This is a genomic window from Stenotrophomonas sp. FSL W7-1447 (genome assembly GCF_037966425.1).
Classification (GTDB): domain Bacteria; phylum Pseudomonadota; class Gammaproteobacteria; order Xanthomonadales; family Xanthomonadaceae; genus Stenotrophomonas; species Stenotrophomonas pavanii.
Window position 1 is genome coordinate 3,343,933 of record NZ_CP150199.1, and the last position, 13,447, is coordinate 3,357,379.

At 67.9% G+C, this 13,447-nt stretch carries 11 protein-coding genes and 1 tRNA gene; 3 read left to right on the forward strand and 9 right to left on the reverse strand.

Annotation, left to right across the window (positions count from 1 at the left end; genetic code table 11):
• Positions 1-27: 27 nt before the first annotated feature.
• The 3 genes from NSQ78_RS15705 (at position 28) to arcD (ending at position 5,252) form a co-directional block, all read left to right on the forward strand.
• Positions 28-678, forward strand: a complete 651-nt coding sequence (locus NSQ78_RS15705; protein WP_057494615.1) for an energy transducer TonB — start codon at positions 28-30, stop codon at positions 676-678.
• 200 nt (positions 679-878) lie between these two features.
• Positions 879-3,674: a TonB-dependent receptor gene (locus NSQ78_RS15710; RefSeq protein ID WP_053460991.1), complete on the forward strand. Its 2,796-nt coding sequence runs from the start codon at positions 879-881 to the stop codon at positions 3,672-3,674.
• 156 nt (positions 3,675-3,830) lie between these two features.
• Entirely contained in the window at positions 3,831-5,252 is a 1,422-nt protein-coding gene (gene arcD / locus NSQ78_RS15715; protein WP_064238955.1) for an arginine-ornithine antiporter, read from the forward strand.
• Positions 5,253-5,301: 49 nt separating this feature from the next.
• Here arcD and NSQ78_RS15720 read toward each other — a convergent pair whose 3' ends face one another.
• From NSQ78_RS15720 to NSQ78_RS15760, 9 genes are all read right to left on the reverse strand, one after another.
• The gene (locus NSQ78_RS15720; RefSeq protein WP_064239675.1) at positions 5,302-6,267 is read right to left on the reverse strand and encodes an alpha/beta hydrolase; all 966 of its coding nucleotides are present in this window, start codon (positions 6,265-6,267) and stop codon (positions 5,302-5,304) included.
• A gap of 136 nt (positions 6,268-6,403) precedes the next feature.
• A tRNA-Asn gene (locus tag NSQ78_RS15725) sits at positions 6,404-6,480 on the reverse strand.
• A gap of 22 nt (positions 6,481-6,502) precedes the next feature.
• On the reverse strand, positions 6,503-6,973 hold the full coding sequence (rlmH, locus tag NSQ78_RS15730; RefSeq protein ID WP_014647944.1) for a 23S rRNA (pseudouridine(1915)-N(3))-methyltransferase RlmH: 471 nt from the start codon (positions 6,971-6,973) through the stop codon (positions 6,503-6,505).
• Positions 6,974-7,037: 64 nt separating this feature from the next.
• Positions 7,038-7,448, reverse strand: a complete 411-nt coding sequence (gene rsfS, locus NSQ78_RS15735) for a ribosome silencing factor (RefSeq protein WP_005410536.1) — start codon at positions 7,446-7,448, stop codon at positions 7,038-7,040.
• A gap of 58 nt (positions 7,449-7,506) precedes the next feature.
• Positions 7,507-8,172: a nicotinate-nucleotide adenylyltransferase gene (nadD, locus tag NSQ78_RS15740; RefSeq protein WP_064238956.1), complete on the reverse strand. Its 666-nt coding sequence runs from the start codon at positions 8,170-8,172 to the stop codon at positions 7,507-7,509.
• Between the two features lie 3 nt (positions 8,173-8,175).
• Entirely contained in the window at positions 8,176-9,213 is a 1,038-nt protein-coding gene (gene holA, locus NSQ78_RS15745) for a DNA polymerase III subunit delta (RefSeq protein WP_053460993.1), read from the reverse strand.
• A 12-nt stretch (positions 9,214-9,225) separates the two neighbouring features.
• The gene (lptE, locus tag NSQ78_RS15750) at positions 9,226-9,810 is read right to left on the reverse strand and encodes an LPS assembly lipoprotein LptE (protein WP_053460994.1); all 585 of its coding nucleotides are present in this window, start codon (positions 9,808-9,810) and stop codon (positions 9,226-9,228) included.
• A gap of 136 nt (positions 9,811-9,946) precedes the next feature.
• Entirely contained in the window at positions 9,947-12,589 is a 2,643-nt protein-coding gene (gene leuS, locus NSQ78_RS15755; RefSeq protein ID WP_064239676.1) for a leucine--tRNA ligase, read from the reverse strand.
• A 105-nt stretch (positions 12,590-12,694) separates the two neighbouring features.
• A complete protein-coding gene (locus NSQ78_RS15760; protein ID WP_064238957.1) occupies positions 12,695-13,294 on the reverse strand; it encodes a DUF998 domain-containing protein in 600 nt (199 codons plus the stop codon).
• Between the last annotated feature and the right edge of the window lie 153 nt (positions 13,295-13,447).

A 13,447-nucleotide genomic window follows, 5' to 3' on the forward strand; every position in this document is an offset into this window, starting at 1 on the left:
ACTTCGTCACTGGCATGGAGGTGGATCATGGTTCGTACGTACCCCGTTGCATCCCTGCATTTCGACCCCGCCCGGGTGGCCGCCTGGAGCGCGGCGATCGCCCTGCACCTGCTGGCCTTCCTGTTGCTGCTCATCCCTGCGACCTACCAGGCCGTGCAGGTCCCGCGTGAAAAGACGCCGGTCCGGCTGATCGAGAAGATCCCGCCCCCGCCGACGCCGCCGGTGCCGGTACCGCCCAAGGAGATCGTCCAGGTGGTGCCGAAACCGCGAACGCAGCCGGTGGTACCGCCACTGCCCGCGCCCACCGCGACCGTGGAGGAGACCCAGGGCATCGCGCTGCCGGCCGCCGAACCGGCTCCGCCGCAGCTGGCGCCCAGCATCGACGCGTCCACCCCATTGGCCGGCGCCCAGCTGCAGTATCGCAGCGCCCCTCCGCCGGCCTACCCGATCCAGTCCCTGCGCAACCACGAACAGGGCACGGTGCTGTTGCGGGTGGAAGTGGACAGCCATGGCCAACCGGTCGCGGTCAGCGTCGAGCGCAGCAGTGGCTCGCGCAACCTGGACCAGGCCGCCCGCCAGCAGGTGCTCCGGCACTGGCGCTTCGAGCCCGCCCAGCGTGACGGCATGGCCGTTCCGGCCATCGGCCTGGTACCGGTGCAGTTCTCGCTGCCCGACTGAGCCCCACCACCGGCCCGGCCTCGCGCCGGGCCGCCCTCCTCCGGGGCCTGCGCCCGGAATGCGGACGGGGCGGGACCAAGCGTTACTGATTAAGCAAAATTTCACGACTTCGTCACCTGCAGGAAACCTAGATTGGCGCGTCCCGGCATCGATCCGGCGACAGCCCTCAACGCTACGGTTTTCCAGTTAGGAGAGAAGCTGTGAAACACCCGATCCAACGGCCCGCCAGCCGCCGCCGCAGCACCCTGGCATCGTCCATCACCCACATCCTCACCGGCGGCGCCCTGCTGCTGGCCGGCGCCGTCGCTTCCTCCTCCGCCTTCGCGCAGGAAAAGGCCACCAACCTCGACCGCATCACGGTCACCGGCTCCAACATTCCGCGCACCAACACCGAGACACCGTCGCCGGTGCAGGTGGTGACCCGCCAGGAAATCGACCGCACCGGCAAGACCTCGCTGGCCGAGTACCTGCAGACCATCACCGCCGATGGCGCCGGCTCGATTCCCAAGACCTTCGGCAACGGTTTCGCCGGCGGTGGCGCCGGCATCTCGCTGCGTGGCCTCGGTGCCGGCTCGACGCTGGTGCTGTTGAACGGCCGCCGCATGGCCACCTATGGCCTGGCCGATGACGGCCAGAAGGTCTTCACCGACCTCAGCACCATTCCGCTCGATGCCGTCGAGCGCGTGGAAGTGCTCAAGGACGGCGCCTCGGCCATCTATGGCTCCGACGCGATCGCCGGCGTGGTCAACATCATCCTGCGCAGCGACTTCCAGGGTGCCATCCTGCGTGGCTCCTACGGCCTGTCCGGTGACAGCGATGGCGACGCGAAGAAGGCGACCCTGACCGCCGGTACCGGCGATCTGGCCACCGACGGCTGGAACGCGTTCTTCAGCCTGGACGTCGGCAAGACCGACGCGATCAAGATCAGCGACCGCAAGAACCGCAAGTGGATCGGCACCGGCGACACGCGCCCGTGGGGCTATGACAAGACCGCCCAGTTCCTGGGCGGTGCATATACCCGTGGCGGCACCTCCGGCGGTTCCGGCCCGAACGGTTCCTACCTCGACGCCACCGGCCACCTGGTGCCGCTGCCGGGCTGTACCGGCCTGACCACCATCGGTGGACAGACCCCGGCCAGCATCGCCGCCGATGGCTGCCTGTGGGATCCGGCGCAGCAGTACCGCGACCTGATTCCGGAAGAGAAGTACGTCAACGTGTTCGGCCGCGCCAGCTTCGCCTTCGGTGAAGGCGGCGAGATCTACACCGAGATCGGCTACTCGAAGAAGGAAACCATCTTCAGCAACACCCCGTCCGGCGTGTCGGGCGGCTGGGGCTACCCGGGCGGCCCGGTCAACGCCAACAGCGGCGACGGCGCGACCGTGCTCGGCCCGAACCACCCGGACAACCCGACCCCCGGCACCGCGCGCCGCGTGCGCTACTCCGCCTGGGATGTCGGCCCGCGCGTCACCGACAACACCAATGAGTTCAACCGCTTCCTGGTCGGCGTCAAGGGCAACTGGGGTGACTGGACCTACGACACCGCCTACCTGCACTCGGGCACCGACCTGACCAACAAGCGCACCGGCTTCCTGCGCTACAGCGCCGTTCGCTGTGCGCTGGGCAATGCCAACTGCGCCGGTGGCGTGTGGCGCATCGGTGACGATGCGGGCAAGAACTCGCAGGCCCTGTACGACTACATCTCGCCCACGATCAGTGCCCGCGCCAAGTCCAGCCTGGACATGTTCGACTTCACCGTCTCGCGCAGCCTGGCGGACCTGAAGGGTGGCCCGCTGGGCCTGGCGATCGGTACCGAATGGCGCAAGACCAGCAACAGCCTGACCCCGCAGACCTACACCGACCAGGGCGACATCATCGGCCTGGGCTACTCGGCCTATGACGGTACCCAGAACGTGTATGCCGGCTACGTCGAACTGTCGGCACCGGTGCTGGAACAGCTGGAACTGTCCGGTGCTGTGCGCTATGACAAGTACGAAAGCGGTGAAGGCAAGGCCACGCCGAAGCTGGGCGTGAAGTGGACCCCGGCCGACTGGATCGCCCTGCGCGCCAGCTACGCCGAAGGTTTCCGCGCGCCGAACCCGGCCGAGAACGGTGACGGTGGCCTGGCCGCCTTCTCCACCGCGGTCGACCCGGTGCGTTGCCAGATCAGCGGTGGTGCGGCCAGCGAGTGTGGCGCCAATTCGGTGGCGATCATCACCAAGCCGAACAAGCTGCTGAAGCCGGAAGAGTCCAAGAGCTACTCGGTCGGCATCGTGCTGCAGCCGACCTCGACCACGTCGATGACCGTCGATGCCTGGCAGATCAAGCGCACCAACGAGATCGTGCAGGGCAGCACCTCGGCGGCGATCCTCGCCGGCAACGTGCTGCGCGACAGCAACAATCTCAATGGCGTGGCCAACAGCGGCACGATCCTGGCAGTCAACACCGGCTACGTGAATGCCAGCTCGTCGCGTGTCCGCGGTATCGATACCGATATCCGCCAGACCTTCGAGATCGGCCCGGGCCAGCTCGAGCTGGACCTGCAGTGGAGCCACATCCTGAAGTTCGAGCGCACCGAAGGCGGCGACACGGTTGATTACGTGGGTACCCACGGCAACTGCGACGTCACCAACTGCATCGGTACGCCGAAGGACAAGGTCAACTTCGGCACCACCTGGAAGCAGGGCCCGTGGAGCGTCAGCGGCATCGTCAACTACATCAGCAAGATGGACAACACCGACAGCCGCGGTGGCAGCTACCTGGCCTTCTACGCTGACGGCACGCCGGTGACGAAGATCTCCTCGTTCACCACGATGGACCTGTCCGGTCGCTGGAGCATCAACGACTCGTTCGAACTCAACGCCTCGGTGGCCAACGTGTTCGACCGCATCGCCCCGCTCGACCCGACCACCTACGGCGCAGTGAACTACAACCCGATGCACTTCTCCGGTGCGCTGGGCCGTTACTACACCGTCGGCTTCAAGTACACGTTCAAGTAAGTCCGGTTGCAGTGTCACCTCGAAGGCCCGGGCCATTGCCCGGGCCTTCGTCGTTCCGGCACGGACGGGCGCCAGCGGGCCAGGCCTTTCTTGCAGGCCTGTTCACAGGTACACGGCTACCGTGTCCCTGCGGCATCGCCGCCGCAGGGGATCTCCATGGCCGCAACATCGCAACGGCTGGGCCTGCCCGCGCTGACCGCACTGGTGGTCGGCTCGATGGTCGGCGCCGGCATCTTTTCGCTGCCGCAGAACGTCGCGCGCAGTGCCGGTCCGGCCGCCGCGCTGATCGGCTGGGCGGTCAGTGGCGCCGGCATGCTGATGCTGGCCTTCGTGTTCCAGGCCCTGGCCAACCGTCGGCCGGATCTTGATACCGGCATCTACGCCTACGCGCGCGAAGGCTTCGGCAACTACATCGGCTTCTCCGCGGCGTGGGGCTACTGGGTGGCCTCGGTACTCGGCAATGCCAGCTTCTTCGTGCTGATCTTCAGTGGCCTGGGCCACTTCATGCCGGTGTTCGGTGAAGGCAACACCCCGGCCGCCGTGGCGGCATCGTCCGTGCTGCTGTGGACCGTGCACCTGCTGGTGCTGCGCGGCCTGCGCACGGCCGCCATCGTCAACGGCCTGGTGACGGTGGCCAAGCTGCTGCCCATCGCACTGTTCCTGGTCCTGGCCGCAGGCGCGTTCCGCATGGACGTGTTCCGGGCCGATTTCCTCGGCACGCCCGCCCTCGGCGATCTCGGCCAGCAACTGCGCGGCATGATGCTGGTCACCGTGTGGGTGTTCATCGGCATCGAAGGCGCCAGCATCTACTCGCGGCGCGCGGCACGGCGCGCCGATGTCGGCCGTGCCACCGTGATCGGTTTCCTCGGGGTCTGGCTGCTACTGGTGCTGGTCAGCCTGCTGTCGATGGGCGTGCTGTCGCAGGCGGAACTGGCCGGGCTGCCCAACCCATCGATGGCCTACGTGCTGCGCGCCATTGTCGGCGAATGGGGCGCGACGGTGATCATCATCGGTTCGATCATCTCCGTGCTCGGCGCATTGCTGGCCTGGGTGCTGCTGTGCGCCGAAGTGCTGTATGCCGCCGCCGGTGATGGCACCATGCCGGCCTTCCTCGGCCGCGAGAACGCGCGTGGCGTGCCGGCCAATGCACTGTGGCTGAGCAATGGCCTGATCCAGTTGTTCCTGCTGCTGGTGCTGGTCAGTTCGGGCAGCTACACCGGGCTGGTGCTGCTCGCTGCGTCGATGAGCCTGGTGCCCTACTTCCTGTCCACGGCATTCGGCGTACAGCTGGCCTGGCGCGGGCAGGCCTACGCCGATGAGCCCGGTGTGCGCTGGCGTGACTTCGCGGTCGCATTGCTGGCCAGCGCCTACGCGCTGTGGCTGGTGTATGCCGGCGGCCTCGACAACCTGCTCTTGTCGGTGCTGCTGTACGTGCCCGGCGTGGTGCTGTTCGCACTGGCCCGGCGCCAGCGCGGCGAGCCGGTATTCACCCGTTGGGAATGGGTGCTGTTCGGCGCGATCCTGGCGGTGGCGATCGCCACGCTGGTCGCGTTCTGCAGGGGCCAGCTGGCACTGTAGAACCGAGCCCACGCTCGGCTTCACACAGGCATCCGAGCATGGCTTGGCTCTACAACTGGCGTTCCGCCAGCATGCCGATATCCTGCATCCAGCGCTCGGCCAGCTGCGGCCACGCCGCGACCGGTGCATCCTTCATGCGCAGCCCGAACGCATGGCCGCCGCGTGCGAACAGGTGCATTTCCACCGGAACGCCCGCGTCCACCAGGGCACGGTAATAGGCCAGCGATTCGCGCACGTCATCGGTGCGATCGTCGGTGGCTTGCGCGATGAACGTCGGCGGCACGTTGTCATCCACGGTGATGTCGCTGACCAGCGACAATCCGCTCCCGTGCCCCGCCCACAGGTGCCCGGAATACATCACCATCGCGAAATCGGGACGGCTCGGCTGCTCATCTGCAGCATCCACCGGCGCGTAGCTGCGCAGCGCGTGCGTGCTCAGTCCAGCCACCACGTGACCACCGGCGGAAAAACCGATCACCCCGATCCGCTTCGGATTGATTGACCAGCGCTCGGCCTGTGCGCGCAGCAGGCCCATTGCACGCTGTGCATCCTGCAGGGCCATCGGCACCTTCGGAATGTCGCGGCAGTTGCACTCCGGGTCCCAGTTCGGCCCGGATGCGGGCACGCGGTACTTCAGCAGTGCACAGGTGATGCCCTGTGCGGCCAGCCAGTCGCAGATCTCGCTGCCTTCCAGGTCCATCGCCAGCACCCGATAGCCTCCGCCAGGCACCACCATCACCGCGGTGCCGGTGGCCGGCCCCTTCGGTGGAAACACGGTGAGGGTCGGCGCAGCGACGTTCTGCAGCATCATCCAGTGTTCGCCACTGGCTTCGGAGGTCACTTCGCTGATCTGCTCGGGCCCCTTCAACTTCGGCGGCGCGCTCACCGTGCCCTGCAGCCACAACGGAAGCTCGGTGGTGCCCTGTGGCGGATGCCAGGTGGAAGGGGCGGCCTTCGTTGTGGCGAACGGCACCATCGCCAGCAGCAGGAAGCTCGAGGACAGGAGCGCACGCATGATCGGCATCCATGGTTGCAGCACAAGAGTGTAGCGCCCGGGCCCATGCTCGGCTTCGAGAAGGCAGTCGCGCGTGGACTCGGCGCTGCAACACGACAAAAAAAAACCTGCATCTCGCGATGCAGGTTTCTCAAGGTGGCGCCCGAAGTTGGACTCGAACCAACGACCCCCTGATTAACAGTCAAGTGCTCTAACCGGCTGAGCTATTCGGGCAGACGACTAGTATAACCCCTCTTCACGCGCGATGGTAGGGGTGATTGGCAATCATTGCGGCGGCGCGATAAAGCTGCTCGGCCACCACCAGGCGCACCAGCATGTGCGGCAGCGTCAGCGGCCCGATCGACCACTTCTCATCGGCCAGCGCGGACACCTCCGGCGAATGCCCTTCCGGGCCACCGATCAGGAACGCCAGGTCCCTGCCCTGCCCGCGCCAGTGTTCCAGGCGCTGCGCCAGCTGTTCGGAGCTCAGTTGCCGCCCTGGCACATCCAGCGCCACCACATAGGCGTTCTTCGGCAGCGCGGCGATCACACGCTTGCCTTCCTCTTCGGTGGCGCGACGCGGATCACGCCCCTTGCCGCGCAGGCCGGGCTCGATCTCCACCAGCTCGAACGGCAGCCAGTGCGACAACCGCTTCTGGTATTCGGCGAAGCCCTGCGCGACCCAGCTGGGCGCGCGTTCACCGGTGGCGATCAGGCGGGCTTTCATCAACGGTCCTCCAAAACGTCGACGGCGCCATCGGCGCCGTCGAAGGGATGCATCAACGTGCGGCTCAGGCCACTTCGTCGTCGCTGGACGGCGGCTGGTCGCCGACGGTCCACAGGCGCTCGAGCGCGTAGAACTCACGCACGCGCGGCAGCATCACGTGGACGATCACGTCGCCCAGATCGACCAGCACCCATTCGGCTTCGCGCTCGCCTTCAACACCCAGCGGCATCACGTCGAGGTTCTTGGCGAAGCGCACGACTTCATCGGCGATCGACTTGACGTGGCGGGTCGAAGTACCCGAGACGACGATCATGTAATCGGCAACGCTGGACCGGCCGCGCACATCGATCTCGACCAGGTCCTTGGCCTTCAGGTCTTCGGTGGCTTGGCGGACGCTGGCCAGCAGTTCCGGCACGGACGGCGGCGGGCTGGGCAGATCGACCTTGATGGTCTGGGGCTGGGTCTGGTTGCTCAAAGTGGATCGACTCGGTAAACGTGGGGGCGATTATACGGGGATGGCGCGGCCGCGCCATTCACGCTGTGGCCGGGCGGTACAGGCCGTGTGCAGCGACATAGTCGGCCACGGCCGGCGGCAGCAGCGCGCGCCAGGGGCCACCGGTGGCGATCTGCGAACGCACGGTGCTGGCCGATTCTTCGCGCAGCGGGTGGTGCAGGCGCAGGATGCGCCCGGCCGGGCTGGCGAACAGGGCCTGCTCGTTGTCGGCCCAGCGCCCTTGCAGGGCACGCCCCAGCGCGCCGTCGACCGCCCCCTGCAGGGGGCTGCCCGGCCGTTCGGCCACGACGAAGTGGGCCAGCCCGAACAAGGCCTCCCACTCGTGCCAGGCCGACAGGCCCAGCAGGCTGTCGGCGCCGACCAGCCAGGCCAGTGGCCGGCTCGGGCCCAGCTCGGCACGCAGTTCGCGCAGCGTGTCGACGGTATAGGACGGGCGACCGGGAAAGCGGCTGGCACGGTCCAGCTCGCGATGGTCCAGCAGAAGGCCGGGTTCATCGCCGATGGCCAGAGAAAGCATGGCAAAACGCTGTTCAGCGGTTGCGCCCGGCACCTCGCGATGCGGCGGATCGGCCGCCGGCAGCATGCGCACTGCCACCTGCAGTTCGTCGCGGGCGGCCCGCGCGATCGCCAGGTGCCCCAGGTGCACCGGATCGAAGGTGCCCCCGTAATAGATCCGCAGGCTCATCGCTCAGGCCCGTGCCAGCAGGCGCACGGCACGCGGCTCGGCCACCGCCACCAGCAGGCGCTCCAGCGCCAGCCAGGCATCGCCGTCAGCCCGCCCCTTGGCGATGCGATCGACCAGCCCTGCTTCGGCCACGAAGCGCTCCCAGCGCTTGCCTTCCGGGTGACGTTGCAGCGCGCGCTTGTAGGGCGCCTGCCGCGATTCCCAGATGCCACGCGATTTCATCTCGGCGGCCAGGTTGCCGCCACGCGCCTGCACGCGCGCGAGGCCGGCACCCGCCAGCAGTTCGCGGATCACCATCGGCATCAATGCAGCCACCGCCTCGCCTTCACCGCGCAGGCCGGCCAGCATGCGCAGCACGGCCGGTGGCTGGCCGGAGAACGTCGCCTCCACCAGCCGGAACACGTCGTAGCGGGCGGCGTCAGCCACCAGCGACTCCATCCGTTCCACATCCAGCGGCTGGCCGTCGGCCAGCAGCGCCAGCTTGTCGATTTCCTGGGCCGCGGCCAGCAGGTTGCCTTCCACCCGCTCGGCCAGGCGCTGCACGGCGGCGGGATCGGCACGCAGGCCCTTGCCGCGCAGGCGGCGTTCGATCCAGTCCGGCAGTTCGTGCGGCTTGATCGCCCAGGCCACCGACAGCACGCCGATGCGGCTGACCGCCTCGGCCCACTTGCCCTGATGGGCCTTGCTCCATTCATTGGCAGTGATCATCAGCACCACGTCCGGCGCCGGGTTGGCGCAGAACTGGCTGATCACCTCGGCACCGTCCTTGCCCGGCTTGCCGCTGGGCAGGCGCACCTCGACCAGGCGGCGGGCACTGAACAGGCTGGGCGCGTTGAAGCTGGCGTCGAGCTGGTTCCAGTCGAAGTCACGGCCGTCGGCGTCGAACACCTCGCGTTCGCCGATGCCCGAGGCGCGCGCGCGCGCGCGGATGGCATCGGCCGCCTCCAGCACGCGCAGGGTCTCCGGGCCTGCGATCAGGTACACCGGCGCCAAGGGGGTGTCAGCGCCCTGGCTGGCCAGCTGCTCCGGACGCAGTTCCATCGTCGCTGCCGCTCAGTGCTTGGCGTCGGCGGCCGGCACGGCCGGCACCGCACCCTCGATCGGCTTCGGCTTCGGCGCGGACAGGCTGCCCCCCTTGTCGAGCTCGGCGCGGACCACGCTGTCGATGCGGCGGATGATCGAGGCGGACATTTCCCGGCGCAGCTCCGTGGCCAGGATTTCGCGTTCGGTGGTGGTACCGGTAGCGTCGGTCGGCGGCGACACGTAATCGCGCGACAGCTCAATCACCTGCTGCGGCACCAGCTCGCTGCCATCCTCGCGGCGGAAGATGAAGATCACCGCGTAGCGCAGGCTGTATTCCTGTGCGCGGCCCTGCGAGTCGATGGCGATCGGCAGGTCACCCCAGCGCTCGGACAGCACCTGCAGCTGGGCACTGGGCTCCTTGCTGTCTTCGTCGGCGAGCCTGGCGCCGGAGGCCAGCAGGCTGCGGTTGAGCAGCTTGACCAGTTCGCTGTACGGAGCGGTGGATACCACCTTCACCGGGGCGGTGTCGGTCGGCAACATCAGCTTGTTGCGCAGATGGAAGCCGCAGCCGGCAAGGCCGAGGACAAGAACGAGGGCAAGCAGGATTCGGGTCATGGAGACAGTCTGGCGGAGCCGGGCGATCACGGCAACACACAGCCTGCCCGAAGCCGCGTGAATGCAGGGCCATCAACCGCCTGGCCCTGCACCGGAAAGGCACCGTCCGCCACGCGGGCGGACGGTGCGGGGTACATCAGGCGGCGACGATGTTCACGATCTTGCCCGGCACGATGATGATCTTGCGCACCGTCAGGCCTTCCATGAACTTGGCCGCGTTGGGCTCGGCCAGGGCCAGTGCCTCCACCTGCTCGCGCGCGGCGTCGGCCGCGACCTCGATGGTGCCACGCAGCTTGCCGTTGACCTGCACCGCCAGGGTCAGCGCATCGCGCACCAGCGCGCTGCTGTCGGCCTGCGGGAACGGCTGGTCTTCCAGCAGCGTCTCGCCGTGGCCCAGTACCTGCCACAGGGCGTGGCTGGCATGCGGGGTGATCGGGTTCAGCAGCAGCACGATGGCCTGCAGCGCTTCCTGGCGCACCGCGCGGCCCTGCTCGCTGGCGTCCTCGAACTTGGCCAGTGCGTTCATCAGCTCCATCACCGCAGCGATCGCGGTGTTGAAGCTGTGGCGGCGGCCGTAGTCGTCACCGACCTTGCCGATGGTTTCGTGGGTCTTGCGGCGCAGCGCCTTCTGGTTGGCGTCCAGCGCAGCAACGTCCAGCGCCGGGGCGGCGCCGTCGGCGGCATGCTTCTGCACCTGGGCCCAGAGGCGGCGCAGGAAGCGCGCCATGCCGTCCACGCCGGCCTCGTTCCACTCCAGCGACTGCTCCGGCGGCGCGGCGAACATCGAGAACAGGCGCACGGTGTCGGCGCCGTACTTGCCGACCATCGCCTGCGGGTCCACGCCGTTGTTCTTCGACTTGGACATCTTCTCGGTACCGCCCACCACCACCGGCTGGCCATCGGCGATCAGGGTGGCACCGGTGATGCGGCCGCGCTCGTCGCGCTGCACTTCCACATCGGCCGGGTTGATCCAGTCCTTCGAACCGTCCGGGTTCGGGCGGTAATAGGTTTCGGCGATCACCATGCCCTGGCACAGCAGGTTGCGTGCCGGTTCGTTGCTGTCCACCATCCGCGCGTCGCGCAGCAGCTTGTGGTAGAAGCGGAAATACATCAGGTGCAGGATCGCGTGCTCGATGCCGCCGATGTACTGGTCGACCGGCAGCCAGTAGTTGCCGCGCTTGTCGACCGCATCACGGGCACCCGGCGAGGTGTAGCGGGCGTAGTACCAGCTCGACTCCATGAAGGTATCGAAGGTATCGGTCTCGCGCTCAGCGGCGGCGCCGCAGTCCGGGCAGGTGGTCTTGCGCCATTCCGGGTCGGTCTTGATCGGCGAACCGGTGCCGGAGAACGCCACGTCCTCCGGCAGCACCACCGGCAGCTGTTCTTCCGGCACCGGCACTGCGCCGCACTTGGCGCAGTAGATCACCGGAATCGGGCAGCCCCAGTAGCGCTGGCGGCTCACGCCCCAGTCGCGCAGGCGGTAGTTGACGCGGCGCTGGCCCTGGGCCTTGCGCTCGAAACGTTCGGCCAGCGCTTCGAAGGCGCCCTGGAAGTCCAGGCCGTCGAATTCGGCCGAGTTGACCAGTTCGAAGGCACGGCTCTTGTCGCTGTACCAGTCCTGCCAGCGGCTGCCGTCCCAGTTGCGCTCTTCTTCAGTGCGCGGGTCCTTCAGCGCGATGACCTGCTTGATCGGCAGGCCGTACTTGTTGGCCACTTCATTGTCGCGCTGGTCATGGCCCGGCACCGCCATGACCGCGCCGGTGCCGTAGCCCATCAGCACGAAATTGGCGACCCACACCGGGACCGGCTCGCCGGTGACCGGGTGCAGCGCGCGCAGGCCGGTGTCCATGCCGCGCTTTTCCTGGGTCTCCAGCTCGGCCTCGGACACACCGCCCTGCTTCAGGTCGGCCAGCAGCGCGGCCAGTTCCGGATTGTTCTTCGCCGCGTGCAGCGCCAGCGGGTGTTCGGCGGCGATCGACACGAAGGTCACGCCCATCACCGTGTCCGGGCGGGTGGTGAACACGCGCAGCGGGTCCAGCGCGCTGCCGTCGACATCGCGCACGTCGAACTGGATTTCCAGGCCTTCGGAACGGCCGATCCAGTTGCGCTGCATGGTCTTGACCGATTCCGGCCAGCCGTCCAGCTCGTCCAGGCCATCCAGCAGCTCCTGGGCGTAGTCGGTGATGCGCAGGAACCACTGCGGGATCTCGCGCTTCTCGACCAGGGCGCCCGAGCGCCAGCCACGGCCGTCGATGACCTGCTCGTTGGCCAGCACGGTCTGGTCGACCGGGTCCCAGTTCACCACGGCATTGCGACGATAGGCCAGGCCCTTGCGCATCAGGCGGGTGAACATGCGCTGCTCGTGGACGTAATAGTCCGGACGGCAGGTGGCGAACTCGCGCGACCAGTCGATGGCATAGCCCAGCGACTTCAGCTGGCTGCGCATGTGGTCGATGTTCTTGTAGGTCCACGCCGCCGGCGCGGTCTTGTTCTTGATCGCGGCGTTTTCCGCCGGCAGGCCGAACGCGTCCCAGCCCATCGGCTGCAGCACGTTGTGGCCGGTCATGCGCTTGTAGCGGCTGATCACGTCGCCAATCGTGTAATTGCGCACGTGGCCCATGTGCAGCGCACCGGACGGGTACGGAAGCATCGACAGGCAGTAGTACTTCGGCTTGTCCGAAGTCTCGTCGACCTCGAAGGCACGGGTGGCGTCCCAGTACTGCTGGGCGGCGGATTCAACCTGCTGCGGGTCGTAGGCGTTGGTTTCAGCGCTGGTCATGGAACACGCGGATGCGGCGGCAAAGCGGTACAGCGTACCGCAGTGCGGCAAACGTCTCCAATCCTGCCCGCCGGACAGCAGCGCCGCCGCGCTGCCGGGGCCGTCTCAGCGCAGGCGCGACAGCGGCAGGGCCGCGGCCAGCCAGACCGCCCAGCAGGCAAACGCCAGCCGTTGGGCCAGCGGCGCCGGCAGTACGCCCTGCAAGGCAAACGCCGCCAGCGCGGCCAGCACGCCGCAGCCCAGCGCCAGGACGCCCAGAGCGCGGCCATGCGCCTGGCGCAGACCGGACACGGCCAGCAGCACGCTGCCGGCGACGAAGCCCAGTACCCAGATCATCCAGGCACTGGCATGCAGCTGGCTGGCCGGCCCATGCAGGTCGTCCACGTCCAGCGGCAGCGCGCCCATCGCGGCAAACGCCAGGCCGGCCAGCAGCAGCATCTGGCTGCCGACCCGCGGCGCCCAGCCGGCCCCGGTCGGTAGGGTGCGCCGCAGGCGTTCAGCCACCCCCGCCGCCAACAGCCCGGGCAGCACGAAGCCGACGAGATTGAAGGCCAACGCATGCGGCACCCCGCGCGCGCCCAGCAGCGCCACCGGGTGGCGTCCCTGGGCATAGCCGTCCAGGCCAGCACCAAAGCCGGCCACGGCAAGGACGAACGCGACTGCAGCAAGCAGCCCCAACCAACGATCAAGCCGGACCACAGACATCGCGCGCAAACACCCGGAACAGGAATGGACCGCCGCATTGTCGCGGCAGCGGCACGAAGCGCCAAGCGGTCGTGCGTTTCAGCATCGGCAGGTGGGTGAGCCACACGCGGTACTGCGTGCCGCGCCCCTGGGGCCGTCACCGCGGGCCTGTGG

What these genes read in the sequence shown, in the direction of transcription:
- NSQ78_RS15705 (WP_057494615.1), top strand. Translation starts at nt 28, where the DNA reads ATGGTTCGTACGTACCCCGTTGCATCCCTGCATTTCGACCCCGCCCGG.
- arcD (WP_064238955.1), top strand. Translation starts at nt 3,831, where the DNA reads ATGGCCGCAACATCGCAACGGCTGGGCCTGCCCGCGCTGACCGCACTG.
- NSQ78_RS15720 (WP_064239675.1), bottom strand. Translation starts at nt 6,267, where the DNA reads ATGCGTGCGCTCCTGTCCTCGAGCTTCCTGCTGCTGGCGATGGTGCCG.
- rlmH (WP_014647944.1), bottom strand. Translation starts at nt 6,973, where the DNA reads ATGAAAGCCCGCCTGATCGCCACCGGTGAACGCGCGCCCAGCTGGGTC.
- nadD (WP_064238956.1), bottom strand. Translation starts at nt 8,172, where the DNA reads ATGAGCCTGCGGATCTATTACGGGGGCACCTTCGATCCGGTGCACCTG.
- holA (WP_053460993.1), bottom strand. Translation starts at nt 9,213, where the DNA reads ATGGAACTGCGTCCGGAGCAGCTGGCCAGCCAGGGCGCTGACACCCCC.
- lptE (WP_053460994.1), bottom strand. Translation starts at nt 9,810, where the DNA reads ATGACCCGAATCCTGCTTGCCCTCGTTCTTGTCCTCGGCCTTGCCGGC.
- leuS (WP_064239676.1), bottom strand. Translation starts at nt 12,589, where the DNA reads ATGACCAGCGCTGAAACCAACGCCTACGACCCGCAGCAGGTTGAATCC.
- NSQ78_RS15760 (WP_064238957.1), bottom strand. Translation starts at nt 13,294, where the DNA reads ATGTCTGTGGTCCGGCTTGATCGTTGGTTGGGGCTGCTTGCTGCAGTC.